This window comes from Streptomyces sp. SBT349, assembly GCF_001083795.1.
Taxonomy (GTDB): domain Bacteria; phylum Actinomycetota; class Actinomycetes; order Streptomycetales; family Streptomycetaceae; genus Streptomyces.
The window spans coordinates 1-25,706 of the sequence record NZ_LAVK01000076.1 but is presented as its reverse complement, the minus strand read 5'-3'; the positions used below and the strand labels follow the sequence as shown (position 1 = coordinate 25,706).

Here is a 25,706-nt window from a genome sequence, read left to right as displayed (position 1 = left end):
CCCCCGGCCCGAGAGGGCCCCGACCCGAGAGGGAGCGCAGATGGACAACGCCATGATCCCGGTCTCCGCCGACTATCCGGAGGAGATCGCCGTCGCCGTGCGGCCGGAGGACGACCGGGTGTGGGTGCCACAGGCGCCCAATGTCTGGTTCCGGCCGCTGATGTTCAACACCGTGACCGGACAGTGGTGCAACCTGCTCAAGGTCACCGCGTCCGGGATCGTTTCCCGTCATCGGCATCCCGGCGCCGTCTTCGGGTACGTCATCGAGGGACGCTGGCACTACTACGAGCACGAGTGGGTGGCGGAGAAGGGGCATTTCGTCTACGAGCCACCCGGTGAGATCCACACCCTTGCGGTCCCCGAGGACTGCGACTATATGATCACACTGTTTAATATTTCGGGCGCGATGGTCTATGTCGACGAGGACGGCAGGCAGACCGGGTACGAGGACACGTTCACCAAGATCGACCTCTGCCGCGCACACTACGAGCGTGTGGGTCTCGGCCGTGACTACGTGACTCAGTTCATTCGCTGAGGCCGCGGGGCAGCGCCGGGCCAGGAGGTCGACGTGGATCTCTCCAGTGCCTACAGCTACCGACTCGACTGGATCGCCAGCTTCGTCGCGGTCGCCCACGAGGGGGGGTTCTCCGCGGCGGCCAAGGCGCTCTACCGCTCCCAGCCACGCGTCTCCAGCCACATCGGCGAGCTGGAACACGTCCTGGGCGCCAAGCTCTTCGACCGCTCGGTCCAGCCGGTGGCGCTCACCCCCGAGGGCCGCGCGCTGCTCCCGCACGCCGAGGAGATCCTCTCCCGCCTCGACGTGTTCTCCGATGTCGCGGACGGCGCGAACGGGGTGGTGCGCGGCGAGGTGCGCGTCGGCCTCTACCCCAGCGCCGCCGCGTTCCTCTACCCCACCCTCGTCCGGCGCCTCCAGCAGGCCGCGCCGTCCGTGCGCACCACCCTGTTCGAGGGGCCGACCCTGTCCCTGGAGTCCCTGCTGACCGGGGGCGACATCGACCTCGCCCTGCGCCCGGTGCTGCCGCTGGTGCGCGACGACCGGCTGATGAACCGCTGGCTGTGGAGCGAGCCGCTGGTGGTCGTCGTCCCGGCCGGGCACCCGCTCACCGCGAACGGACCCGTGCCGCTCAAACGGGTGGCCTCGTTCCCCCTGGTGACCATCGGGGAGCCGACCGAGGACACCCCGCGCCAGTTCGAGACGAACCTCGTCTTCGCCGAGGCGGGCATCCGCCCGACCATCGCCTTCCAGACCAACCAGCCGCAGACCCTCGCCTCCCTGGTCCGCGCGGGCCTGGGGGTCGGGGTGACCAACGCGCTGGCCATGATGACCGCCAACTGCGCGGGGATCGAGCTGGTCCCCATCGCCGAGAGCCACATCCAGCGCCACGTCGCCGTCTGGTGGCGCGCCGACCGCGCCGAGTCGGCCGTGGTCGCGCTGGTGCGCGACGTGATCGCCGCACTCCCGGCCCCCCGCCTCCCCCTGGCCGGGAACGACGACGCCACCGCACCATTCAGCTGACCCGCCGTCGGGCGTTCCTCTAGGGGCGTGCGGTGCGGGTGGTGGGTGGTTTGGGGGTGGGGCGGCTTCGACGTCTGGCTTAGGTGGCCGGCGCTTGGCCGGGTGTCGGGTTTCGTGCGGATGCACGAAAAGAGGCACCTACGGGGGGAGGGTTCGTGGGTGTTCGCCGTCCCGGTGACCGGCCGGCTTGTGGATGGATGAGGTGGGTGTCCGAACGGGCGCAGCGGATGACGGCCGTTGGGGGTCGGTCTGCTTGCTGTGGCTGGGGTGGCGCGCAGCTGCTGCCGCCTCTGTGCGCCCTTGTTGGTCATCCCCGGGGCCGGTGGGGGTCGTTGCCCAACCGGGCCGTGGTGGCGGTGCGCGGTCGTCTGCCCCTTCGGGCATCTGGAGGTGGGGACTGTTCTGAAACGCGAAACACTTCGTTTTAAACAGAGTGTTGAAAACAAACCGTGCGCCGTTTGAAAACAGTCCCCGCCCTCCGATGCCCGATAGGGCAACGAACCCACCGGCCCGCTACATAAGCCCGGGCGGCGCGCGGACGACGACGAATACGTGCGGCCAGAGCAGGCCCGAAGGGTGCGCGCCACCCCAGCCACAGCGAACAGACCGGCCCTCCAACACCCGCATCCGCTGCGCCCGTCCGGACACCCACCTCATCCACCCCACAAGCCGACCGGTCACCGGGACGGCGAACACCCACGAACCCTCCCCCCGTAGGTGCCTTCCTCGTGCATTCGCACGAAACGGACACCCGGCAAAGCACCGGCCACCTAGACCAGGCGTAGAAGCCGCCCCACCCACAACCCCAGCCACAACGGCCACCCCCCACATCGCCCTATCACGGGATACATCCCCCAGGACATTCCCTCTGTCCCACCTCTTGACAGACACCCAAGGACACATGGAGGCTGCACGGCACGTGTTAACGATAACACGCGTACCTGCCACAGGGAGCCGCCATGCCAGGTAGCCGTTCTGCCCTGCCTCCGCCGCCGTCCCCCTCTCCTCCCCCACCGCTCTCGCCACACGCGCCACGCTCGCCGTTCTCCTCGTCGCCGAGCCGGAGAGCCGTGCTGGCGGCGGCGGTTGCCTCGTTCGCCACCGCCTGCGGTTCCGCCGCGGGACAGCCCGCCGGAAAGGTCGCCATCCACGGCGACAACACCAGCTGGGCGGAGCCACTGGCCGCCGCCGGGGCGGAGATGAAGGCGGTCTCCGGCCTGGAGTTGGTGCCCGAGGTGATTCCGTCCCTGGAGTCGTTCGAGCAGATCGTCAAGTCGTCGCTGCGTACCAACAAGACGCCCGACCTGCTCAAGTACTGGTCCGGGTACCGCCTCCAGGATCTCGCCCGCACCGGCGGCATCGAGGTGCTGACCGAGCGGTGGGACGAGGCGGAGGCGCAGGGCTGGGTGGATCCGACGCTGCGCGACGCGTTCACCTACCGCGGCGAGGTCTACGGCCTGCCGATGAACCTCACCTACTGGGTGTTCTTCTACAACACCGAGGTCTTCGCCGAGAACGGGGTCGCGGCGCCGCGCACCTGGGAGGAGTTCCTCGGCGTCTGCGAGCGTCTGCACGGCGCGGGGATCACTCCGCTGCACGCGACGGCGGACGGGCGGTGGCCGGCGTTCATCTGGTTCATGGAGGTGCTCAGCCGCCAGGATCCCGGCTTCTACGACGGTCTGATGAATGGGCGCGAGAGCTATACCGATCCGCGGGCCGAGCACGCGATGGCGACCATCGCGGACTTCGCCGACCGGGGCTGGTTCACGGCGATGGACATGAACCACGTGGACGCGGCGGCGGGCGTGGTGCACGGCACGCTGGGCATGATGCCGGGCGGCACCTTCATGACGCCCAACTTCGTGGCGGCGGGCGGTGAGCCCGGCGGGGACGTGGACGCGTTCGTGCTGCCGATGGCGGATCCCTCGGCCGAGCCCTGCATGATCTTCGAGTCCAGCGCGCTGGTCTGCACGGTCAAGGGTCCCGACCGGGACGAGGCGCTGCGGGCGACCGGGACCTGGCTGCACCCGGAGGTGAGCGCGGCGTTCTCCGGGACGCTCCAGGACGGCTCGCCCAATCCGCTGGTGGGTCCGGCCAATCCGATGATCGAGGGCATCACCCATACGGTGCGGGACGAACGGCTGCGGATGCTCAACCGCTTCTGGGAGTTGGGGCCGCCCGAGTTGGTGGAGGCCACGGTCGACGACCTGGCCGGCTTCCTGCTCGACCCGTCCTCGTACCGGTCGGTGCTGCGGACCATGCAGGGGCGCGCGGAGGACGCGTGGCAGGTGTGGAGAGAGGCCGAGCGCTCATGAGTGACACTCTCACCACCGCGGGCAGGGCGCGGGGCGCGAACGCCCGGCGCAGGATTCCGGTCCGGAAGCCCCATCAGGCGGCGCGTGGTTCCGGGCGCAACCGGGCGCTGGGCGGTCCGCTGGCCGGGGTGACCTGGGTGCTGCCCGCGCTGGCGCTGGTCGGGGTGCTGCTGGTCTACCCCTTCTTCCGGAGCGTCTACGGAAGCCTTTTCGAGGACAACGGCTTCACCAGCCACTATGTGGGGCTCGACAACTACGCGCGGCTGGCGGACGACCCGATCTTCTCGCGGTCGATCCTCAACACCCTGATGTGGGTGGCGGGGACGCTGCTGCTGCCGGTGCTGCTCGGGCTGCTGCTCGCGGTGGCGACCCACCGGCTGCGGCTCGGCGGGGTGGCGCAGCTGGTGATCGTGCTGCCGTACGCGATCTCGGGCGCGGCGACGGCGGTGCTGTGGAACTTCATGCTGACCAGCGACGGCGCGGTCAACCAGGCGCTGCGCGCGGTGGGTCTGGACGGGCTGACGCACGCGTGGCTGCTGGAGTGGCCGCACAACACGGTGGCGATGATCGTGGCGTCGACGTGGCAGGGCACCGGGCTCAACGTGGTGCTGTTCGCCATCGGGCTGCGGGCGATCCCGCGGGAGACGGTGGAGGCGGCGGAGCTGGACGGCGCCTCGGGGTGGCGGATGTTCCGCTGGATCACGCTGCCGCAGCTGCGGGCGGTGACGGTCGTGGTGGTCGGGATGGCCATCGTGAACAGCCTCAAGGCGTTCGACCTGATCTGGATCCTGACCAAGGGCGGCCCTTCGCGGTCCTCGGAGACGCTGGCGCTGACGATGTACCGGGAGACGTTCCGCCTCTTCCACGTGGGGTACGGCTCGGCGATCGCGCTGGTGCTCTCGGTGATCGTGGTGGCCTCCTCGTGGCTGTATCTCCGCCGTCAGATGCCGAACGCGGCCCGGGACTGAGGAGATCACCATGGGACGCTCGATGCGCAATCTCTTCGTCGCCGGCTGCGTGCTGCTGTGGCTGGTGCCGCTGTATCTGCTGATCGTCAACGCGCTGACCCCGGCGGGGGGTTATACCGGTGAGCCGGACTGGCTGCCGCGGGACTTCGCCCTGCTGGACAACGTCAGGACCGCCTGGGACGAGGCGGCGATCGGGGACAGCTTCCTGAACTCGCTGTTCTACGCGGCGGTGTGCGGGGCGGCGGCGGTGGTGGTCGCGGCGATGGCCTCGTTCGCCGTGGTGGTGCTGCCGCTGCCGAAGCCCGGGGCGTGGTTCTGGGTCATCTACTCGGGCACCATCTTCCCGTTGCAGATGTTCCTGGCGCCGCTGTTCGGCCTGTACGCGGACGCCAATCTGTATGACACGCGGCTGGGGCTGATGCTGATCTACGCCGCCTGGGCCGTGCCGTTCGCCTTCTTCCTGATCCGCAACCAGATGACGACCATGCCGCCCGAGGTGACGGAGGCGGCGATGCTGGACGGGGCGTCGTTCCGGCGCATCTTCTGGCGGATTCATGTGCCGCTGCTGCGCTCGGGGCTCGGCGCGGCGTTCATCTTCCAGTTCACGGCGGTCTGGAACGACCTGCTGTTCGGCATCACGCTCAGCCGCAGCCCGGAGGTGCAGCCGGTGATGGCCGCGCTGACCTCGTTGAACAACGCCTACAGCTCGTCCGGTCCTCCGGTGATCCTCGCCGGGGCGTTGATCGTTTCGATGCCCACTCTGATCGTCTTTCTGGTGTTCCGCGGGCTTTTCCTTCGCGGAATCACCGCTACCGCACGCTGATGTCTCAATCTTCGGAGATCTCTTATGACCACCCGTGCCCTGGTCCGCACGACCGCCTGGGACAACGACCGGATACGCGACAGCCTGCGGGACTCCGTGGTCTCCGCCGAGGGCTCCCTCGGGGGGGTGCCGGTGCGGCTGACGGTGGAGCCGCTGTTGCGCCGCGCGGCGGACGGCGGGCTGCTCCAGTCGTTGCGCGTGGGCCCGGCCGGTGACCTGCCGCTGCCGGGCGCGCTGTCCGTGCGCACCTCCTCGGGGACGCCGCTGGGCGCCGAGGAACTGCCGGGCCCCGACGGCTCGGTGCGGCTGCTCGTGCCCGCCGTGGAGACGAACGAGCGCGTCACCGTCGGCCTCCGGGACGGCGGCGGGGGCGACGGCGCGGAGGGCGTCGAGGTGACGCTCACCCCGCAGCGGCAGTGGACGATCCACCTGGTGCACCACTCGCACCTGGACATCGGCTACACCGACCCGCAGGGCCGGGTGCTGGCCGAGCACCTGTCGTTCCTCGACTCCTGCCTGGAGCTGACGGGGGCGACGGACTCGTGGTCGGAGGACTCGCGGTTCCGGTGGTGCGTGGAGTCGCTGTGGTCCTTCCGGCAGTGGGCGGACGCGCGCCCGGCCGAGCAGGTGGCGGAGTTCGTGCGCCGCGTGCGGGAGGGCCGGATCGAGCTGACGGCGATGCCGTTCAACCTGCACAGCGAGACCTGCTCCACCGATGAACTGCATGAGCTCATGCGGCCCGCGCGTGAGGTCGCCGAGCGGTTCGGCGTCTCGTTCACCTCCGCCATGCAGACGGATGTGCCCGGTCATGTGGTGGGCCTGGTCGACGCGTTGGCGACGGCGGGCGTGAAGTACCTGTCGGTGGCGCACAACTGGGCGGGGCGCTCGGTGCCGCACCTGGTGGGCGGCGAGAAGCTGCCGCGGCTGTTCCGGTGGCGGGCGCCCAGCGGCAGGAGCGTGCTGGTGTGGATGACCGACACCCCGCACGGCCTGGCGTACATGGAGGGGCCGCTGCTCGGGTTCGACACGGACTACGCCCGCGTGGACGACCTGCTGCCCGCCTATCTGACCTCGCTGGCCAGCAACCCGTACCCCTACGAGGGCGGGATCTTCGGCTGGTCGATGGACCGGGAGACGATCGAGCGGGAGCCCTACCCGTGGGACGTGCTGCACCTGCGGGTGCAGGGCAAGTTCGGGGACAACGCGCCGCCGCGCCGCGTCATCGCGGAGACCGTGCGCCGCTGGAACGAGACCTGGGCGTACCCGCGGCTGCGGCTGTCGCGCAACGAGGACTTCTTCGCCGACGCGGAGGAGCGCCTGGCGGGGAGGATCCAGACGTTCGAGGGCGACTGGACCGACTGGTGGGTGGACGGCGTCGGTTCGGGCGCGATGCCGCTGTCCCTGGCGCGCACCGCGCAGGGCGTGGTGGCGGACGCGCAGACCATCGGCACGTTCGCCGGGATCCTCGGCGCCGAGGGCGCGGCGGACGACTCGCGGGACGCGGCCGGGGTGTACGAGGCGGTGTCCCTGTTCGACGAGCACACCTGGGGCGCGGGTGACCCCTGGACGCACGGGCACGACCACGGGCACTCGGGCGAGGACCAGTGGCACTGGAAGTACGGGCAGGCGCGGCGGGGTCACGACGACGGGCAGTCGCTGCTGAACCGCGCCACCGCGCGGCTGGGCCAGCGACTCGGGCGGCCCGCCGGGGCCGCCGCGGCGTTCCACGTGGTCAACACCTGTTCGTGGCCGCGCACCGAGGTGGCGCGGATCTTCCTGCCGGAGTCGAGCGTGCCGCTCGACCGGGCGGTGGAGGTGCGCGACGCCCGCACCGGGGAGGCGATCGCGCACGAGGAACGGCCGCAGGTGAACGACACGCACCGCGACGCGGGCCGGTTCCTGCTGCTGCGGGTGCCGGGCGTTCCGGCGGCGGGCTCGGTGCGGCTCGACGTGGTGCCGGTCGCGGGTGCGGAGGACGGCGGCGGGGACGGCGCGGTGGTCAAGTCCGCGACGGGGTGGAACCCGACGGGCGGCACCGACCGGGAGGACCCGGCCGAGACCGCGGCGCGGGCGCTGGCGCGGCCGGACGCGACGGTGCTGGAGAACGAGCATCTGACGGTGCGCGTCGACCTGGCGCGGGCGTGCGTCGCCTCGGTCACCGACCGGGCGACGGGCCGGGAGCTGGTGCGGTCCGGGGCCGTGGTCGGCTTCAACGGCTACCTGCACGACAGTTACACGACGGCGGGCGGGTTCAACCACAACTCCAGCCGCACCACGGCCTCCGACCGCCTGGAGCACCTGGGCGCGCGGGCCGCGGCCCCGCCCGCGGCGCTGATCGACCGCCGCTCCACGCCCGTCGCCGAGATCCTGGTGTACGAGACGAGCCCGGCGGGCGCGCGGCGGGTGCGCACCACGCTGACGCTGCCGCACGGCGTGGCGCGTCTGGACATCGAGAACCGCGTCGACAAGGACGCCACGCTGGGGAAGGAGAGCGCCTACTTCGCCTTCCCGTTCGCCTTCGAGGCGCCGCGGGTGCGGATGGAGGCGTCGGGGGGCGTCACCGGCAGCGGCCTGGACGTGGTGCCGGGGTCGGCCCGGCACATGCGCGCGGTGCGGCGCTGGGTGACGCTGGAGGAGGACGGCTTCGCGGTGGCGTGGTCCACGCAGGACGCGCCGCTGGTGCAGTTCGGCAATATCGCGCTGCCGTACGCGCCGTTCCCCGCCACGCTGGAGGAGGACGAGCCGGCGACGGTGTTCTCGTGGATCCACAACAACCTGTGGGACACCAACTTCCCGAGCCGGCAGGGCTTCGACTTCCCGTTCCGCTACAGCCTGGCCTGCGCCTCGGGCGAGGCGGCGGCGGGGCTCGGGCCGCGCACGGCAGCCGCGTTCAGCCACCCGCTGCACGCGGTGCGGGCCCGGGGCGAGGCCGGGGAGGCCGGGACGGCGGGAGCGGCGGAGGCGGCCGACACACTGGCGTTCGCCGAGGTGGGCGACCCGAGGGTCAGGCTGGTGGGCGCCACCACGCCGCCCGGAGGGGGGTCGGTGCTGCTGCGGCTCCAGTCGTTCGCCGAGGAGCCCGTCGCCTGCCGCGTGCGGGCGCGGTTCCCGGTCACCGCCGCCCACCAGGCCGACTACCTCGGCACCCCGAGCGGCGCACTGCCGCTGGCGGACGGCGAAGTGACCGTGCCCATCCCCGCGTTGGGCACGACCGCCGTCCTGCTCGACCGGCCGTGAGCCCGCACCCCGGCGAACGGCAGGCCCCGGGTCCGCGCGATCCCGCGGACCCGGGAACCGAACGACACCAAGGAGAACGTGTGTACCGGCTCGATCCGCGCTACGCCCCGGCACCGGGGGCCGTCCTGACCACAGGCTGGCCCGCCGTCGCCGCGCGGCTGCCCCGGCGGCCCGTGGTGGTGGCGGTGGACGGACCGCCGTCCGTCGACTGGCGCGACGTGGCCGGCCGCCTGACGCGCGAGCTGGCGGCCCTGGGAACCGAGGCGCGGGTCCTCGACGTGCGCGAGCACTACGCGGACCCGGCCGAGGTCAGACGCCGCACGGTGGCCGCCGGGGACGAGGCGGACCCCTACTACTACCCGCTCGCCCGGAACGGTCTGGGCGACCTGTTCGACGCGCCGCCGGGGGCCGAGGCCCCCGGCGGCGGGCCGCTGCTGGTCGTCGGCCCCGGCGCCGCGCTGGTGGAGCACGACGTGCTCTGGTACGCCGACGAGCCCAAGCGCCACGCCGAGGCCGCCGTGGTCGCCGGGACCGGCGAGAACCTGGGCCTGCCGGGCGAACGGGCCGACCTGCGGCGGCTGTTCTACGTGGACTGGCCGATGCTGGACCGGCACCGCGACGCGCTGGCGGGGCGCCTCGACGGCTGGCTCGACGTGCAGGACCTCGGGCGCCCGGCGCTGCTGGACGGCGCGGGGCTCCGCGCGACCCTGGCACTGCTGGCCCGCCGCCCGGTGCGCACCAGGCCGTTCTTCAACTCCACTCCCTGGGGCGGCCACTGGGCGCAGCGGGAGCTGGGCTTCAACCCGGGGGCGCGCAACACGGCCCTCGGCTACGAGCTGATCGCCCCCGAGGCCGGGATCCTGATCGGCGAGGGGCCGGGGCGGCAGGCCGAGGTGCCGTTCCAGCTGATGTGCGTCCTGCACCCGGACGAGGTGATGGGCCCCGAGGTACGGGCCGCGTTCGGCACCTCGTTCCCCATCAGGTTCGACTACCTGGACACGGCCGGCGGCGGCAACCTGTCGGTGCACTGCCACCCCCGGGAGCGGTACATGCGGGAGCGGTTCGGCTGGCCCTACACGCAGCACGAGACGTACTACGTGACGCTGGCGGGCGAGGGCGGCGGGGTGTTCCTCGGGCTGCGCCAGGACGCGGACGTCGACTCGTTCCGCACGGAGATCGAGAAGGCGGCCTCCGAGGGAGTGCCGATGCGCCCCGAGGACCACGTCAGGACGTTCCCCGCCGAGCGCGGGCAGCTGTACATGATCCCCGCCGGCACCCCGCACGCCAGCGGCGCGGGGAACGTGGTGCTGGAGATCAGCGCCACGCCATACCTGTACAGCCTCCGCTTCTACGACTGGCTGCGCCTCGACGCGGACGGCCGCCCCAGGCCGCTGCCGTACGAGCACGGCCTGGCGAACCTGGACACCGCGCGGCGCGGCGACGCGGTCGCCCGGGACCTGGTGCCGCGGCCCCGGTGGCTGCGCGGCGGGGCAGGCTGGCACGAGGAGGTCCTCGGCGCGCTGCCGGAGATGTTCTACGAGGTGCGCCGGTACGTTCTCGACGGGAGCGCGGCGGCCGACGGCGACACGGCCGGGCGCTTCCACGTGCTGAACGTCGTGGAGGGAGCGGGTGTGACGGTGGAGACAGAGGCGGGCGACCGGCACGAGCTGGCGACGGCCGAGACGCTGACCGTGCCCGCGGCGGCGGGCCGCTACCGGCTGCTGCCCGCGGACGGGCCGGTCATGGTGGTCAAGGCGCTCGTCCGGTGATTCCCGTGCTCGACATCGGCGGCACGCATGTGACGGCCGCCCTCGTGGACCCGGCGTCGGCGGTGGTGACCGACCGCCGCCGGGAGCCACTCGACGCCCGGGGCGCGGCCGACGCGATCCTGGGCGCGGTGCTGCGCTGCGCCGGGGAACTGCCCGCGCCCGAGGGCGCGGTGTGGGGCGTCGCGGTGCCGGGCCCGTTCGACTACGCGGCGGGCGTCGCGCTGTTCCGGGGGGTCGGCAAGTTCGACGGCCTGTACGGCGTGGACGTGCGGGAGGCGCTCCTCGGCGGGCTGCGGGGGCGGCCGTCGGGGGTCGTCTTCCTCAACGACGCGCACGCCTTCGCGGCGGGCGAGTGGTCCGCGGGCGCGGCCCGGGGGCAGCGGCGGTGCGTGGGCATCACGCTGGGCACGGGCGTCGGTTCGGCGTTCCTCGTGGAGGGGCGGCCGTGCCGTGAGGGCCCCGGCGTGCCGCCGGAGGGGCGGGTGGACCTGCTGCGGCTGGGCGGGCGCCCGTTGGAGGACTCGGTCTCGCGGCGGGCGATCCGCGCCCGGTACGGCGATCCGGCGGCGGATGTGCGGGAGATCGCGGCGCGGGCCAGGGCCGGGGAAGCGCGGGCGCGGGCGGTGCTGGAGGCGACGTTCGCGGCGCTGGGGAGCGCGCTGCGGCCGTGCCTCGTCGCCTTCGGCGCGGGCGGACTCGTGGTCGGCGGCTCGATGGCCGCCTCCTGGGATATCGTCGGACCGGCGCTGCGGGCCGGGATCGGTTCGGCGGGGGTCCGCCCGGCGGTGGGGAGTCTGGGCGGCGACGCGCCGTTGATCGGCGCGGCCCGCGCCGCGGCGGGTCCCTGACCGCCCGGCGTCCGCGCCGCACGGGTCCACGCCGCGAGCCGAGAAGGGACAGCCGTCCACCATGCCCCACGCGCCCGGGTCCAAGGCCGAACGGCCGACCCTGCGGGATGTCGCCAAGCGCGCCGCGGTCAGCGCGATGACCGTCACCCGGGTCCTGCGCGACGATCCGCGGGTGCTGCCCGGCACCCGGGAGCGGGTGCTGGCCGCCGTCGCGGAGCTCGGGTACCGGCCCAACGCGATGGCCCGCAGCCTGCGTCTGGGCCACGGCAGCGGCCTGGTCGGCCTGGTCGTCACCAACCTGGCCAACCCGTTCTACTCGCGGCTCGCGCTCGGCGTGGACAGCGTGGTGGCGCCGCACGGGCTGAAGACCGTGATCGGGAACACCCGGCAGGACCTGGACAGCGAACGGGAGCTGGTCGCGGACCTGGTGGGCCGCCGCGTGGACGGCATCATCGCGGTGCCGGCCGGCGGCGACCAGCGGCATCTGGCCGCCGCGGTGGCGCAGGGCGTGCCGGTGGTGTGCGCGAGCAGGCCGCCGGCCGGATTCGAGGCTGACCACGTGCTGGTGGACGACTTCGGCGGCGCGCGGAACGCCACCGACCGGCTGCTGGCCCTGGGCCACCGGCGCATCGGCTTCCTCGGCCCCCCGGCCGCCGTCTACACCTCGACGGAGCGGCTGCGCGGCCACCGGGCGGCGCTGCGCGCGGCGGGGCTGCCGGACGACGAGCGGTATGTGCGGCAGGGGCAGCAGGACATCGAGCAGGCGGCGCGGGCGGCGGGCGAGCTGCTGGCGCTTCCCGACCCGCCGACCGCGCTGTTCTGCTCCAACAACCGCAACACCATCGGGGCGTTCCGCGCGGTGACCGCCGCGGGCGGGGACACGGCGCTGGCCGGGTTCGACGACTTCGAACTGGCCGACGCGCTCGGCCTGCCGCTGATCATCCAGGCGTACGACAGCGACGAACTGGGCCGGGAGGCGGGGCGCCTGCTGGTGGACCGCATGCGGAGCGCGCCGGGCGGCGGGGCCCCGGCGCGGCGCACGGTGCTGCCGACCCGCGCGGTCCAGTACGGCACCCCACGCCCCGCGCCCGAGCCCTGCCCCTGAGAACGGGGCGTCCCGCCCGGTCCCCGTGCCGCCGGACCAGAGCACGCCCACCCGCCGGCACCGGGAGGGTCACCAGCGTCAGGCGAACGTCCTCCAGCCGTCCGGCCGTCCGGCCGCGGCAGTCGTGGAGCTCGACGTCGAACGAGCCGCCCGCGTCGTCGCGTACCGTCACGCCGTCCTCGCCGCCGTTGGCCAGGTGCCACTCGGCCCAGCCGCCGCCCGGCACGGGCAGGACGGCGTCGGCGTAGCGGGCGGTGATGACGGTGCGGCCCCCGGTCGCCTGGACGGTGGTGAAGCCCTCGGCGACACCGGTGACATCCAGCTCCCCGTGGAGCAGGACGCGGGAGTGAGCCCGCCAGAACGTCAGCCAGTGCGCCAGCACCTCGACGGTGCTCCGGGCCTGCCCGGCGAGCCGCACCGACACCTGCGGCACGCCGAACAGCGCGGCGAGCAGCTGGTGGGCGATCCGCTCCGGGCTGTCGGCGGGCGACCACATGATGGGGTCGCTGTGCACGGCCACCCCGGAGGTGGCCACGCGCATGGAGACGATGCCCCGGCGGTTCTGCGCCGGGCTCAGCGGGCAGTCGGCGACGCGGAACATCGTCGCGGTGCGGATGGTGGCGGGCGAGACGTAGGGCTCGCGGAACTCCAGCATGGCGTCCGGGCGTACCGTCTCGATGTCCCGCGCCAGCTCGGCCAGCAGCGCGAGGCCGCCGGCCGTCGGGTCCGCCAGGTCGGCGTCGGCGGGCGGGGGCGTCCCGCCGGCCGCGAACCGTTCCAGGAAGTCGAGCTTGAGCCCGTCGGCGCCGGAGGTGCGCATCAGCTCGGTGACACGTTCGACGAGGTGCCGGCGGGCCCTCGGGGAGCGCGGGTCGAGGACGGCGGTCTCCATCCCCGGCTCGTCGCCGAGCGTCGGCAGCCCCTCCTCGCGGTAGGTGGCGGACCGGTGGCCGAGGAACGGCGTGCCGATCCACCACATCGTCCGCAGTCCCAGCGACCTGGCCCGGTCGACCAGGGCCGCGGCGTCGGGCACCTTGGCGGGCTCGACGCGCCAGTCGCCGCACGAGCCGTAGCCGCGCTGGGCGTCGGGCGTCTGCCAGCCGTCGTCGACGATCAGCGTGCCGAAGCCGAGACCGCCGGCGATCTCCAGCTCCCGGTCCAGTTCCCCGGCGTCCAGGTCCTGGTGGAACGAGTACCACGTGCACAGCACCGGTGCCTCGTTGGCGGGCGCGACCGGGGGCCGCGCCAGGCGGAGCCGCCGGGCCACGTCGGCCACGCTCGTCACGAAGCCGGCGCCCGACAGGTCGAGATGGACGGTCAGCGCCTCACCGTCCGCCTCGCCGTCCGCCTCGCCGTCCAGCTCGCAGTCGAGGTCCAGCATGAAGTCCGCGTTCTCCTCGACCATGCCCGCGCGCACGCGCACCGGCCGGTCGCCGGCGCTCGCCCCGAAGGTCAGGATGGCGCGGTCCCCGCGCCCCACGAGGCTGCCCAGGCAGGCGCCGCTGAACGGGCCCACCTCGCGGGCGGACGCCCATGCCGGGGGCAGTTGGACGTGTTCCTGGGCGCTGCCGGGCCGCCAGAGGATGACGGCGTCCCCGGCGGGCAGGGCGACCAGGAGGCGCGCGGGCCCGGCGGCCGAGCGGCGCACCGTGACCGTCAGCACGCCGCGGGCGTCCACCTGCGCCTCGGCGCGGTGGGTGTGGTCGTCGGCGCCCTGCGCCACCCGGATCCCGGCGGTCGCGTCGGGCAGGTCCACCGGCACCAGCCGGGTGGAACGGGCCGTGCCGGGCGCCCAGGGCGCCGTGATCTCCGTCGAGGTCATTTCGCCCCCGTGAACGAGATGCCGCCGATGATGTGCCGCTGCGCCGCGAAGAAGATCGCGATGCAGGGGAGTACCACGACGATGGATGTGGCCATGAGGAGCGAGGTGTCCGTGCTGTTGGTCGAGGTGAACCCGGCCAGCGCGAGCGGCAGCGTCTTCCAGCGGTCGGAGGTGAGGTAGATCGACGGCGTGAGGAAGTTGTTCCACGAGGCCATGAACTGGAGCACCGCCGCCGCCACGATGATCGGCTTCGACAGCGGCAGGTAGACCGCCCACCAGATCCGGAACCAGCCGGCGCCGTCGACGATGGCGGCGTCGGTGAGCGACTCGGGCAGCCGCAGGTAGAACTGCCGGAAGAGGAAGATGAAGAACGGCGACCCGAACAGGCTGGGCAGGATCAGCGGGTAGAGGCTGTCCATCATGTCCAGCTCCCTGAACAGGATGAACTGCGGGACGAGGGTGACCTCCCCGGGCAGCAGCATCGTCGCCAGGACGACGGCGAAGACGACGCCCGCGCCGCGCGCCGGTATGCGTGCGAAGGCGAACCCGACCAGCGAGGACGACAGCACCGTGAAGACGACCGGCGGGACCGTGGTGAGCAGCGAGTTGCCGAGGTACTGCCAGAAGGGGAACGCCGAGAGCCCGTCGGCGTAGTTCTGGACGTGCCACTGGACGGGCCACAGGGACACGCCCGCCTCGGCCACGCCCTGCCGGGTGCGCAGGGAGGTGGCGATCATCCACAGGAACGGGTAGGCGAAGACGAACGAGCCGACCACCAGGGCGATCAGCGAGCCCGTCCGCCGCAGCCGCGAGGGCGCGAGCGGCCCGCCGCCCGAGCGCGGCGCGGTGTGACGCGCGGTGTCACTTCGAGCGGGCAAGGCGGGCCTCCTTCGGGCGGGCGCTCTCGTAGTAGACCCAGAAGGCGCTGCCCCGGAAGATGAGGGCCGTCAGCAGCAGGATCATCAGGAGCAGGATCCAGGCCAGCGCGGAGGCGTAGCCCATCCGGAAGTACTGGAAGGCGTTCTGGTAGAGGTAGAGGACGAAGAAGAGGAGCGAGTCGGACGGGCCGCCGCCGGCCTGCGCCACCACATAGCCCTGGGTGAAGGTCTGCATCGCGCCGATGAGGCCGGTGATGACGTTGAAGAAGATCACCGGGCTGATCTGGGGCAGGGTGATGCTCCAGAATCGGCGCAGCGCCCCGGCCCCGTCGAGGTGGGCCGCCTCGTAGAGCTCGGTCGGCACGTCCTGGAGACCGGCGAGGTAGATCACCATGTTGCCGCCCACCGTCCACAGGCTCATGATCACGACCGCGGGCAGCGCCCAGTCGGGATCGGCGAACCAGGCCGGGCCCTCGACGCCGGCCAGGTCGAGCACGCCGTTCAGCAGGCCGTAGTTGGGGTTGAACACCCACAGGAAGAGCACGATCTGCGCGACGCCGGTGACCAGGCTCGGCAGGTACCAGATGGTGCGGAACACGTGGATGCCGCGGACCTTGACGTTCATCAGCAGCGCCACCGCCAGCGACAGGACGACCTGGAGCGGCACGCTCAGCGCCGCGTAGGTGAGCGTGACCTGCACGGCCTTGCCGACCTGCGGATCGGACGCCGCCTCCGTGTAGTTGTCGAAGCCGACGAACGAGGGCGGGTCGATGAGGTCCCAGTCGAAGAACGACAGCACCAGCGAGTAGGCCATGGGCCCGGCGGTGAACAGGAGGAACCCGAACACCCAGGGCGAGACGAACACCCAGAAGGCGGCGGTGGTCCGGCCCACCCGGCCGCGGCGGACCGCGAGCCACAGCGGGGCGAGGAAGAGCGCGTACACGCCCGCGAGCAGGATGAGGAAGGCGCCGAGCGGCTGCGCGTCGGGCGCCATGCCCAGGCGGCCGAGCAGTTCCTCCAGGGTGGTGACGACCTCGTTCACCGCAGGGACGCCTGGCAGGCTTCGTTGAGCTCGGGCAGCACCTCGGCGGGGTCCTCGTCGCCGGAGCCCACCGCCGTCCGGGAGGTGAGGTCGTTCTGGAAGTCGGTGCGGATCTGGGGTTCCTCGGCGACCGACGGCATGACCCGGGACTGGTCGACCGCGTCGACGAACGCCTGGAGGTTCCGGTCGGGAGCGGCGTCGAGGAAGGAGTCGATCGAGTCCTCGACCACGGGGACGCCCAGCGAGGACTCGGCGGTGGTCAGGAGGTCCTGGGCCTCGGGCGAGGTGCTCATGAACGCGACGAACTCCTCGGCGGCGGCCGTCTCCTCGGGCGTGGCGTCGCGGGAGATCCCGAGCCCGTCGATCTCCATGGGCGCGCCGAGGCCGGGCACCGGGACGAGGTCGAGCATCGGGTCGTCCACGGCGACCAGCTTGGCTATGTCCCAGGGGCCGAAGTCCGGCTGCATCGCGAGCCGTCCGATGCTCAGCCAGTCGAACAGGTCCTGTCCCTCGGCCTCCAGCGGGGTCGGGGCGAAGCCGTCGGGTGCCTGCGCGTCGATGACGTACTCCACCGTCCGGACGGCGATGTCGCTGTCGAGGGTGCACTCGGTGCCGTCCTCGTTGAAGACGGCGCCGCCCTCCGCGGTCAGCCAGCCCCAGAACCAGACCGGCGCCGAGCCGTACACCTTCTCCGGCGGCTCGCCCGAGGTGACCTGGCGGGCGAGGTCGGCGAACTCCTCGGTGGACAGGGGGGTGTCGGGCGAGGGCACCGGCACGCCCGCCGTCTCGAACACGTTGCCGTTGACGCCCATCACCTTGGTCTTGACGACGAAGGGCACGGCCCGGTGCTCGCCGTCCACCTCCATGCTGTCGGGGACGTTCTCCGCGTAGTACGCGTCCGGGTCGACGTCGACCTCCTGGAAGGCGTTGGCGAAGCCGGCCAGCGAGGTGTGCGATATCTCGGCGACCGTCGGGGCCTGCCCGCCCGCGATCGAGACCTGGAGCTTCTGCTCGTAGTCGCTCTGGATCCAGTTGGGCTCGACGTCGATGTCGGGGTGCTCGTCCTCGAACGCGGCGACCATCGCCTTGAGCGTGTCCGACTCGGCGTTGCTGCCCCAGTAGGCGAACGAGATGGTGGTGCTGCCGTCGGCCCCCTCGGTCGATCCGCCACAGGCGGAGAGGACGAGCGTCGCCGTGACGCCCAGGGCTGCTGCGGGCAGGATTCTCTTCATCGGATCTTCCTCGACTCTCGATGGCGATGCGGCGGTGCGGCGATGCGGCGGAGCGGCGGTGCGGAGCCCCGCGGTCTAGGCGGTGGCGCGGGCCTCGGTCCCGGGGAGGACGACCTGCTCGACGCGCCGGCCGCCGACCTCGGCGATCCAGCGCAGGGGGCGCGGCCCGGCGACGCGCAGGGTGCTCGAACGGTCGCCGTCGTGCCGGACGCTCACGCGGAGGTCCCGGACGGGGACGCCGGTGGCCTCCACCCAGCCGCCGGTCAGGTGGCTCCGGGTGGTCAGGGCCCCGTCGGCGGCGACATGCAGCCCCGTCAGCCCGGTGAGCAGGTGTGCCACCAGGGTGAACGAGACCTCGGGATAGGCCGCGCGGGACGCGATCAGGTGGCGGATCCAGCGCAGCGCCTCGGCGTCGCGCCCGTAGCGCAGGAACGCCTCGGGCAGATAGGTGAACGCCTCGATGTTGGGCGGGGGCGCGCTCTCCAGCCCCCGCGACACGAAGTCCAGATGGGCATCCGCCCGGGGCCCCGGCTCGGCCAGGCCCTTCACCGCGGGGAACCAGGACGGCTCGTAGGCGAACGCGGTCACCGGGCCGCCCCGCGCCATGCCGGTCACGTACCGCCGGTGCTCCTCGCTCCACCACGCGGCCTCGAAGTGCCGCTTGAGCCGGTCCGCCTCCGCCGCCGCGTGCTCGGCGAGCGCCGTGCCGGGCAGGCCGTCGCGCACCGCCGCCATGGCGGCCCACTGGCTGGCGATGCCGTCGCCCGCGACCTGGAGCCCGGGAGCGCGCGACCCCTCGTTGTAGGTGGGGCTGCCGGCGAAGATGTCGCCCGTGCCCATCTCCCCGGCGACGCCGGTGCCCAGGACGTCGTGCAGACGCACGAAGTCGGTCACGACGGCGCGGTAGAACTCCGTCAGGACCGGCTCGGTCAGGTAGCGGTCGTCGCCGGTCCAGCGGTGCGACTCCAGGCACTTCTCGACCAGTTCGAACGGCGCCGGCGTCTCGCGGACGAAGTCGTCGTCGGAGTGGTAGTCGATCTCCGCCGGGCGGCCGTCGAAGTGGAAGGCCCACAGCGGGTAGAAGCGCCTGGCCTCGGTGGCCGAGGCGGCGAAGTGCCGCAGCATGGCGAGGTTCTCGCGGTCCAGGCCCAGCAGATGCGCGCCCAGCGCCTGGTGCGCCACGTCGCGCGAGTAGAACATCGGGCGGTCCGTGAGCCCCGCCCAGTACGAGGGGACGATCCCGTCCCCGTGGCGCACCCAGCGCAACGCGCGCCGAACGGCCCACGTGTAGCCGGACTCCAGGTCCGGCTCCGACGTCCGGAAGCCCGGCAGCACACGCTCGCCACCGGGGTTCCCCACCTGCTCCGCTGTCATGGCGGCATGAAAACACAAAGATGTGTATCGAACAAGAACTTGCAGAGATCCGTCATGAAGCCCGTCATCCAGGCCGTCATCGACGCGTCATGGCCGGGGTGCCGTCGAGCCCCTCACGATCAGCTCCGGGTCGAACAGCAACTCCCCCGTGTCCACCGGCCTGCCCTGCACCAGCCGGGTGAGGACCGGCACCACGGCCTGCGCGAGCCGCTCGATCGGCTGGCGGACGGTGGTGAGCGGCGGGTCGAGGAACTCCAGCGGGAAGGCGTCGTCGTAGCCGACCACCGAGATGTCGCGCGGGACCCGGAGGCCGCCGCGGCGGCGGGCGCGGATCGCGCCGAACGCCATCTCGTCGCTGGCGGCCACGATGCCGGTGACCTCGGCCCCGATGAGCTTCCCCGCCGCGGAGTTGCCACCCTCCACGCTGTACTCGTTGCGCACCACGACCGCGTCGTCCCCGCTGCCGCCGCGCGCCTCGACGGCCGCCAGGAAGCCCTGGACGCGCAGGTCGCTCGGCCGGTTGCCGATCGGCCCCGCGATGATGCCCAGGCGCCGGTGCCCCAGCCCCCACAGGTGGTCCACCGCCAGCTCGGCGGCGAGCAGGTCGTCGGTCGACAGCGTGGGCGCGCTCACGCCGGCCACCGGCCCGTCGATGCAGATGAAGGGGATGCGCCGCTGCTCCAGCAGCCGGTACACCGCGGGATCGGCGTCCACCAGCGTGTTGTTGGCGGAGACGAAGACCGTGGCGACCATCCCCGCGTCCGCCATCGCCGCCACGTAGTCGAGCTCCTGCGTCCCCCCGACCGGAGCCGACGCCACCACGGGCCGGTACCCCTGCCGGCCGAGCGCCGCGGACAGCCGGTCGGCGAGCCGGGCGAAGAACGGATCCGTGAGCCCCGGCGTGATGAGCAGCACGAGATTGCCCGGCGAGGCCCGGGAGTACCCGACCGACCGCATGGCCTCCTCGACCACCCGGCGGGTGTCGGGGGCGACCACGCCCCGGTTGTTGATCACCCGGCTGACCGTCGCCTCGCTGACTCCCGCGGCCTTCGCGACGTCGCCGATCCCGATTTTCGCCATGACTCCCCTGCCGTGCGCACCTGTGTGTGACTGTAGTCTGCAAGTATCCAGCATGATGTGTCACGGACCCGTCGCCAGAGCGGCCGAAAAGCGGGTAGGTTCTGGCCAGTACATGAGCCTCGCAGCGACACCCTGCCGGACGCTACCCACCCGCTCGCCCCGCCGCGACCGTTCGAGGAGATCCGCGCCATGCCGTCCCGTGAGCTCCAATTCGCCATCGGCGAGATCCCGTTCAGCACCCGGGGGTCCTGGCTGAACGTCTCGCCCGTCATCGCGCCGCACACGACGGCCGAGGACCTCCACCTGGTCTCGCACCAGGGCGGCATGCACCCGGTCCTCTCGCTGGTGCCGTGCGGCGCGGACGGCCGCCCGGTGGCGGCCGGCGTCCGGGCCACGCCGTCCCACCTCCGGTGGTCCCACGGCCCCGGCCGCATCCGGCTGCTCTTCGAGACCCCCGACACGCTGCGGATCCGCGGCGAGGGCCTCGGCCTGCGGCTGACCGACGCCTCGCCCACCGCGGACTTCCGGGGCGCCCACGCGTTCACCGGCCCGGTGGACGGCGCGCCCGTCTTCGCGTCCACCGAGACCGGGCGCCGGTACCGGGTGACGGTCCTCGGCGGCCGGCTGACCGCCGAGGAGCCGGCGGCGGACGGCAGGGTCACCCTGCTCGCGAGCGGCGGCGACGGCGACGGCGACGGCGACGGCGACGGCGACGGCGACGGCGACGGCGACGGCGAGTGGGAGCTGGCGATCGAGGAGTTCGGGACGGCACGGGCGCCGTTCCGGTCCGGCGCGGCCTTCGACCCGGTCGAGCGGCGCGTCGCCGAGGAGTTCCGCGCCTACGCGGACGCCCTCGCGCCGTGGCGCGGCGAGGCGCCGGGCGGCGCGGAGCTGGCCGCCTACGTGCTGTGGTCGGCCACGGTCCGTCAGGGCGGTTTCGTGACGCGCGAGTCGGTCCTCATGTCCAAGCACTGGATGGACCGGGTGTGGAGCTGGGACCACTGCTTCAACGCCCTCGCCCTCGCCCCCGGGCTTCCCGGGGCGGCCCTCGACCAGTTCCACATGGTCTTCGACCACCAGGACGAGTCCGGCGCGCTTCCCGACCTCGTCGGCCACTCGGCGGTCTCGTACGCGTTCGTCAAGCCCCCCGTCCACGGCTGGGCCTTCGCGCGGCTGCGGGAGCTGCTGCCCGGCCTCTCCCGCGAGGAGCTCCGGGCCGCCTACCAACGCCTCGCCCGGCTGACGGAGTTCTGGCTGACGCACCGGCGGGCGCCGGGGCACCGGCTCCCGCACTACGAGCACGGCAACGACAGCGGCTGGGACAACTCCACGGTCTTCGCGCGCCAGGAGCTGGTCGAGTCGCCCGACCTCGCGGCCCTCCTGGTCTGCCAGCTCGGCACCCTGGCCGACCTGGCGGCCGAGCTCGGCGACCCCCGGGCGGCGGCGGCCTGGCGGGCGTCGGGCGACGAGCTGCTGGGGGCGCTGGTCGAGGAGCTGTGGGACGGCGAGCGGTTCCTCGCGGTCGGCGCCACGGACGGGCTCTCCCATCCCCACGCCAGCCTGCTGCCGCTGATCGCCCTGGTGATCGGCGACCGGTTCGCCCCCGAGATCTCCGCCGGACTCGCCGACGCCGTCCAGGCGCACCTGACCCCGTTCGGGCTCGCCACCGAACTCCCCGGCTCGCCCGCCTACGAGGCCGACGGCTACTGGCGCGGCCCGGTCTGGGGCCCGCCGACCGTGCTCATCGAGGACGGCCTGCGCCGCTGCGGCGCCACCGGACTCGCCGACCTGGTCAGCCTCCGGTTCCGGCGGCTGTGCGAACGCTCCGGATTCGCCGAGAACTTCGACGCGCTCACCGGCCGGGGCCTGCGGGACCGCGCCTACACCTGGACCGCCGCCTGCTATCTGATCCTGGCCCGCCAGGCCGCGGCCAGGGAGGCCGCGGGCCCGGCGGGCGCGGGAGATCGCTAGCCGAAGATCTTCCGCAGCTCGGCGATGTTCTCCTGGGTGACCTGCCACAGGGCCCGCTGCCGGTCGTGGACGTCGGCCACCGCGGCGGCGTGGTCGGTGAGCATGCCCGTGGCCCGCTCGGCGAGGCGGGCGCCGAGGTCCTTGTCGTGCACCGAGACGCCCCACTCGGGCCGTTCGATGTCGGCGAGGAAGTACGCCAGCTTGGGGTGGGAGACCAGGCTGATGACGGGCGTGCCGCAGCCGAAGGGGATCATGCCCGCGTGGCCGCGCATGCCGATGACGAGCCGGGTGCGCCGGTAGATGTCGCGCAGCTCGTCGTTGGTCGCGTCGTACAGCGGCTTCACGGGGAGGGTGATCCCGTGCTCGCGGCGCAGGTCGTCGACGAACTTCTCGTCGGTCGGCATATGGGCCGCGTAAGCGACCTCTGCGTGCCGGCCCACGGCGCGGACGGCGGCGGCCATCTGGGCGAGGAAGTGGCCGTAGTCGTGGCCGAAGCGCAGACCGGCGCGGTCGTAGGCGCAGTTGACCAGGACCGTGTCGTCGCGCCGCTCCGGGTCGGTCCAGCCGGGGGCCAGCCGCCGGTGGACGGTGGTGGGGCACGGCTGGTACAGCACGCGGTCGCGCAGCTCCGCGGGGAGCAGCTCCCTGACGCGTTCCACGGAACCGCGGTTGCGCAGGCCGAAGAACGCGGACTTCCGCACCAGGGCGCGCAGCGACTCGGCGAAACGGGCCCGCCGGTAGACCTGGCCGTCGAAGATGTTGTAACCGACGGCGAAGACGGCGACGGGCACGTCGACGCGGGCGAGGGTGGTGTTGGCGACGTTCCACTGCCAGGTGCTGTTGCCGTTGGGCGCGGTGTCCGGGAGGAAGAGACCCCCGCCGCCGATGACCAGGCCGCGCCTGGCGTTGACCTGCTCCAGCGCACGGTCGTCGAAGAGGCGGTGGACGTGGATCGGCAGCCAGCGGCGCGGCCCGGTGTCGGTGTCCAGGCACAACCGCACGTTCTCCGGGAGCACCTTGTCGCCCGCGTTCTCGTTGCCGTCGGCGAACAGGGCGACGTGCGCGTACTGTTCGGCGGCGGGCGCGGCGGCGGCGTCGGCCCGCTCGCGCTTGAGGGTGGCGGGCAGCGTCCTGGCGTGCCAGGAGCGGCAGGTGCCGTCGGTGGGGTCGGCGTCGAGTCCCTGGCGCGCGTACTCGTGGGCGGCGCTCTCGTCGCCGCGCAGCCAGGCGAGCCTGGCGAGCTGGCCGAAGTTCCGCGCGGCGATGTCGGCCGCGGCGGTGGCGAGCAGCAGGTGCCGCTCGGCCTCCTCGTAACGGGAGAGCGCCATCAGCGAGATGCCCAGGGTCTGGTGGCAGCGCGGCCGGTCCACGTCGCGGCCCGCGACGGGCGCGAGGGCGTCGACGGCCTCGGCGTAACGCCCCTGCTGGCGGTGGATCTCGGCGACGGCGCGGGCCAGGTCGACGCGGGGGCGCGTCGCGAGAAGCGGCTCGGCGCAGTGCAGCAGCAGCTCGGGGTGCTTGCCGCCCGGCAGGGCGCAGTAGGCGGTGCGGAACGCCTCGTCGTCCAGGTCGAACCGGGCGCGCGCCTCGTTGGCCGGGGCGTAGCCGGGCCGGTTCTCCTGCCCGGTGAACCGCAGGATGGCGACGCCCTCGGGGACGGGCGCGTCGTCGAACAGCCGGTGGGCGAGAAAGTCGTGGCGGGCGTCGACGCGGACCAGGACGTCCTTGAGCGCGCTGTCGAGGGTGCCGCCGAGGGCGCCGCCGTCGGGCGAAGCGCCCTCCAGGCGGTCGGTGAGCCCCTCGTCCAGGGCGGCGGTCTGGATGACCAGGAGCCCGTCGTCGAGGAGGACCCGCCGGTCCTGCGCCGGGTCCTCCGGGAGCAGTTGGGGAACGGCGCCGACGCCGTCGCGCATGCGGAGCAGGTCCCCGAGATCGCCGAGGACGGCCATTCCGGCGTCCAGGGCGATGACGGTGTCGTAGTCGCGGATGCGCAGCACGTCCAAGCGGCGGCCGGTCTCGGCGCGGCGGGCGACGATGCGGGGGTGGAGGCGCCGGGCGGGTTCGAGGGCTCCGTCCGGCAGGCCGGGGTGGAGGACCACGAAGTCCTCGCAGACCGCGGGGTTGGACAGGGCCAGGCTGCGCAGCAGCACGAGCAGTCCCGGCAGCCGCTCCTGGTCGGCGTAGCAGGCGAAGGCCACCCGGCGCTTGCCGGTCACCGCTCGTCTGTCGTCGTCGGCACGGATCATCGCAGCGCGATCCTCATCTCGGTGCTGTTCTGCTTCGGGGCGCGGGCGGTGACCCACGCGTGCTCCTCGGGGCGCAGCTGTCCCGGCAGGCCGAGGCCGATCAGGTCGATGCGGGGGGTGACGTCCAGGAAGTCCAGGAGGCGCAGCACGGTGAACGCGGTACTGCCGCCGCGCGGCCAGTCGCCGTCGCCGACCAGGGCGGGGTCGTGGAGCGGGCGGCGCAGCGTGGCGTCGCCGACGCGGCTCTGGGCGCCGGGGGCGAGCCTGCGGCGCAGGGAGCGGCGCCAGGCGTCGGCGGGGTCGCCGAAGACGAGGCGGGTTTGGACGGACTGGGTCCAGCGGGGCCCGTCCCAGGGGGTGGGGCCGCGGAGGGTGACGGCGTGCACGTCGGTGCGCTCGCCGGTGCCGCGGGGGGCGATGCGGTAGGAGTCGCAGCGGATGACCACGTCGTAGGCGTCGATCCCTTCACCGTGGGCGCTGGCGGCGACGGCGTCGCCGTTCGCGACGAGGCAGACCGTTCTCCCGGTGAGCAGGCTCCGCAGGCCGGCGGCGCCGAGCGGCGTGGCGTCGCCGAGGAGGGGATCGCCCATCCGGCCCTCGGCCGTGAGGCGGCGGTAGGTGGCGTAGAGGCCGATCAGCCGCCGGGTCTCGGGGTCGGGCGTGGTGGTGGTGCCGGTGGCGTCGAGGTGGGCCAGCCGCGCCTTGATGTGGTCGGCGAAGGCGGTGCGGACCTCGGGCGCCGCCTGGTGGGGCGGGCGGTCGAGCGGGGAACCGGGCTCGGCGCGGACGAGGCGGGCGGCCTCCTCCAGGCAGGCGCGGATCTCCTTGAGGACGTCCTGCCGCAGGACGATGTCCTGGCTCTCGGTGCCGGAGTGGCGCAGGTCCAGGTGCCGGTCGTACGCGGCGACGGCCTCGTCGTCGCGGCCCAGGGCCTCCAGGATCAGGCCGCGCAGCTTCCAGGCGCCCTTGGAGCGGCCGCGGAGCTCGACGGCGGTGTCGGCCAGGGCGAGGGCGAGGCGCAACTCGGCGGCGCCGCCGGCGTCGAGGGCGCGGTTGCCGGCGGTGAGCAGGGTGTCGAACGTCTCGGGCGCCGCGGCGGGGCGGGCGGTCGTGAGGGCGCCGGTGGCGGCGGCCAGCCGCACGCGCCGGGTGTCCGGCTTGGCGTCGAGGGAGGCCAGGTAATCGGCGCCCGCCCGCACGGCCCGCGCCAGCAGTTCCTCCTGACGCCCGGCGTTTCTTCGCCTCGCCCCGAACAGTCCCGACAAGGTCTTCGTCATGCTCAGTGCTCCACCGTTTCCTCTGAAAGAGCCGACTGTGCCCCACGGCCACCGGCCGTACGCAACTCCCAGATGTATAGCGGATGAACGGTCATCCGTGCGGCGGGTGGTCGGGTTTCGGCTGGGCAGGCGCCCCTGTTCGGGCCGGTGAGACCTGCGGGGCGCGTGGGGCGGGCGCGTTG

17 protein-coding genes are annotated in these 25,706 nt (G+C 73.1%); 10 read left to right on the top strand and 7 right to left on the bottom strand.

The genetic code is table 11. The features are described 5' to 3' along the window. Positions 1–40: 40 nt before the first annotated feature. From ADY01_RS12315 to ADY01_RS36945, 9 genes are all read left to right on the top strand, one after another. On the top strand, positions 41–535 hold the full coding sequence (locus tag ADY01_RS12315; RefSeq protein ID WP_049570676.1) for a 2,4'-dihydroxyacetophenone dioxygenase family protein: 495 nt from the start codon (positions 41–43) through the stop codon (positions 533–535). 33 nt (positions 536–568) lie between these two features. Then, a complete protein-coding gene (locus ADY01_RS12310) occupies positions 569–1,537 on the top strand; it encodes a LysR family transcriptional regulator (RefSeq protein ID WP_049570674.1) in 969 nt (322 codons plus the stop codon). Between the two features lie 1,070 nt (positions 1,538–2,607). Further along, the gene (locus ADY01_RS12305) at positions 2,608–3,852 is read left to right on the top strand and encodes an ABC transporter substrate-binding protein (protein ID WP_063784202.1); all 1,245 of its coding nucleotides are present in this window, start codon (positions 2,608–2,610) and stop codon (positions 3,850–3,852) included. Next, positions 3,849–4,820, top strand: a complete 972-nt coding sequence (locus ADY01_RS12300) for a carbohydrate ABC transporter permease (RefSeq protein ID WP_049570671.1) — start codon at positions 3,849–3,851, stop codon at positions 4,818–4,820. Before ADY01_RS12305 ends, ADY01_RS12300 begins: the two co-directional genes overlap by 4 nt. A gap of 10 nt (positions 4,821–4,830) precedes the next feature. After that, positions 4,831–5,643: a carbohydrate ABC transporter permease gene (locus ADY01_RS12295; RefSeq protein ID WP_049570668.1), complete on the top strand. Its 813-nt coding sequence runs from the start codon at positions 4,831–4,833 to the stop codon at positions 5,641–5,643. A gap of 24 nt (positions 5,644–5,667) precedes the next feature. Next, entirely contained in the window at positions 5,668–8,880 is a 3,213-nt protein-coding gene (locus tag ADY01_RS12290) for a glycoside hydrolase family 38 C-terminal domain-containing protein (protein WP_049570666.1), read from the top strand. An 80-nt stretch (positions 8,881–8,960) separates the two neighbouring features. Then, positions 8,961–10,649 (top strand): class I mannose-6-phosphate isomerase, encoded by a 1,689-nt coding sequence (locus ADY01_RS12285; RefSeq protein WP_049570663.1) that lies wholly within the window; start codon positions 8,961–8,963, stop codon positions 10,647–10,649. Next, positions 10,646–11,497: an ROK family protein gene (locus tag ADY01_RS12280; protein WP_049570657.1), complete on the top strand. Its 852-nt coding sequence runs from the start codon at positions 10,646–10,648 to the stop codon at positions 11,495–11,497. Before ADY01_RS12285 ends, ADY01_RS12280 begins: the two co-directional genes overlap by 4 nt. 61 nt (positions 11,498–11,558) lie before the next feature. Next, positions 11,559–12,602: a LacI family DNA-binding transcriptional regulator gene (locus ADY01_RS36945; protein WP_078900227.1), complete on the top strand. Its 1,044-nt coding sequence runs from the start codon at positions 11,559–11,561 to the stop codon at positions 12,600–12,602. 1,818 nt (positions 12,603–14,420) lie between these two features. Here the strand turns inward: ADY01_RS36945 and ADY01_RS12265 are convergent. The 5 genes from ADY01_RS12265 to ADY01_RS12245 all read right to left on the bottom strand — a co-directional run bounded on the left by ADY01_RS12265 (position 14,421) and on the right by ADY01_RS12245 (position 20,030). Beyond that, positions 14,421–15,302 (bottom strand): carbohydrate ABC transporter permease, encoded by an 882-nt coding sequence (locus ADY01_RS12265; RefSeq protein ID WP_049570647.1) that lies wholly within the window; start codon positions 15,300–15,302, stop codon positions 14,421–14,423. Then, a complete protein-coding gene (locus ADY01_RS12260; protein WP_199826219.1) occupies positions 15,286–16,344 on the bottom strand; it encodes a carbohydrate ABC transporter permease in 1,059 nt (352 codons plus the stop codon). The genes ADY01_RS12265 and ADY01_RS12260 overlap by 17 nt, the downstream gene beginning before the upstream one ends. Continuing rightward, a complete protein-coding gene (locus ADY01_RS12255) occupies positions 16,341–17,576 on the bottom strand; it encodes an extracellular solute-binding protein (protein ID WP_049570644.1) in 1,236 nt (411 codons plus the stop codon). Before ADY01_RS12255 ends, ADY01_RS12260 begins: the two co-directional genes overlap by 4 nt. 75 nt (positions 17,577–17,651) lie before the next feature. After that, positions 17,652–18,950 carry a hypothetical protein gene (locus ADY01_RS12250; RefSeq protein ID WP_159001169.1) on the bottom strand — a complete coding sequence of 433 codons (1,299 nt, stop codon included), beginning with the start codon at positions 18,948–18,950 and terminating at the stop codon, positions 17,652–17,654. Positions 18,951–19,037: 87 nt separating this feature from the next. Beyond that, complete coding sequence (locus ADY01_RS12245) at positions 19,038–20,030, bottom strand: LacI family DNA-binding transcriptional regulator (RefSeq protein ID WP_049570637.1); 993 nt, start codon at positions 20,028–20,030, stop codon at positions 19,038–19,040. Positions 20,031–20,219: 189 nt separating this feature from the next. On the opposite strand from ADY01_RS12245, the gene ADY01_RS12240 reads away from it, so the two are divergent. Then, complete coding sequence (locus tag ADY01_RS12240; RefSeq protein WP_049570632.1) at positions 20,220–22,001, top strand: amylo-alpha-1,6-glucosidase; 1,782 nt, start codon at positions 20,220–20,222, stop codon at positions 21,999–22,001. Here ADY01_RS12240 and ADY01_RS12235 read toward each other — a convergent pair. After that, positions 21,998–24,247: a polysaccharide pyruvyl transferase family protein gene (locus ADY01_RS12235; protein WP_049570625.1), complete on the bottom strand. Its 2,250-nt coding sequence runs from the start codon at positions 24,245–24,247 to the stop codon at positions 21,998–22,000. The genes ADY01_RS12240 and ADY01_RS12235 overlap by 4 nt on opposite strands. Further along, a complete protein-coding gene (locus tag ADY01_RS12230) occupies positions 24,244–25,524 on the bottom strand; it encodes a tetratricopeptide repeat protein (protein ID WP_049570623.1) in 1,281 nt (426 codons plus the stop codon). Before ADY01_RS12230 ends, ADY01_RS12235 begins: the two co-directional genes overlap by 4 nt. Positions 25,525–25,706 lie beyond the last annotated feature (182 nt).

Excerpts from the sequence above, each read along its gene's own strand:
- ADY01_RS12245 (WP_049570637.1), bottom strand. The coding sequence starts at position 20,030 with ATGGCGAAAATCGGGATCGGCGACGTCGCGAAGGCCGCGGGAGTCAGC.
- ADY01_RS12315 (WP_049570676.1), top strand. The coding sequence starts at position 41 with ATGGACAACGCCATGATCCCGGTCTCCGCCGACTATCCGGAGGAGATC.
- ADY01_RS12255 (WP_049570644.1), bottom strand. The coding sequence starts at position 17,576 with ATGAAGAGAATCCTGCCCGCAGCAGCCCTGGGCGTCACGGCGACGCTC.
- ADY01_RS12295 (WP_049570668.1), top strand. The coding sequence starts at position 4,831 with ATGGGACGCTCGATGCGCAATCTCTTCGTCGCCGGCTGCGTGCTGCTG.
- ADY01_RS12250 (WP_159001169.1), bottom strand. The coding sequence starts at position 18,950 with ATGACAGCGGAGCAGGTGGGGAACCCCGGTGGCGAGCGTGTGCTGCCG.
- ADY01_RS36945 (WP_078900227.1), top strand. The coding sequence starts at position 11,559 with ATGCCCCACGCGCCCGGGTCCAAGGCCGAACGGCCGACCCTGCGGGAT.
- ADY01_RS12300 (WP_049570671.1), top strand. The coding sequence starts at position 3,849 with ATGAGTGACACTCTCACCACCGCGGGCAGGGCGCGGGGCGCGAACGCC.
- ADY01_RS12290 (WP_049570666.1), top strand. The coding sequence starts at position 5,668 with ATGACCACCCGTGCCCTGGTCCGCACGACCGCCTGGGACAACGACCGG.
- ADY01_RS12230 (WP_049570623.1), bottom strand. The coding sequence starts at position 25,524 with ATGACGAAGACCTTGTCGGGACTGTTCGGGGCGAGGCGAAGAAACGCC.
- ADY01_RS12235 (WP_049570625.1), bottom strand. The coding sequence starts at position 24,247 with ATGATCCGTGCCGACGACGACAGACGAGCGGTGACCGGCAAGCGCCGG.
- ADY01_RS12240 (WP_049570632.1), top strand. The coding sequence starts at position 20,220 with ATGCCGTCCCGTGAGCTCCAATTCGCCATCGGCGAGATCCCGTTCAGC.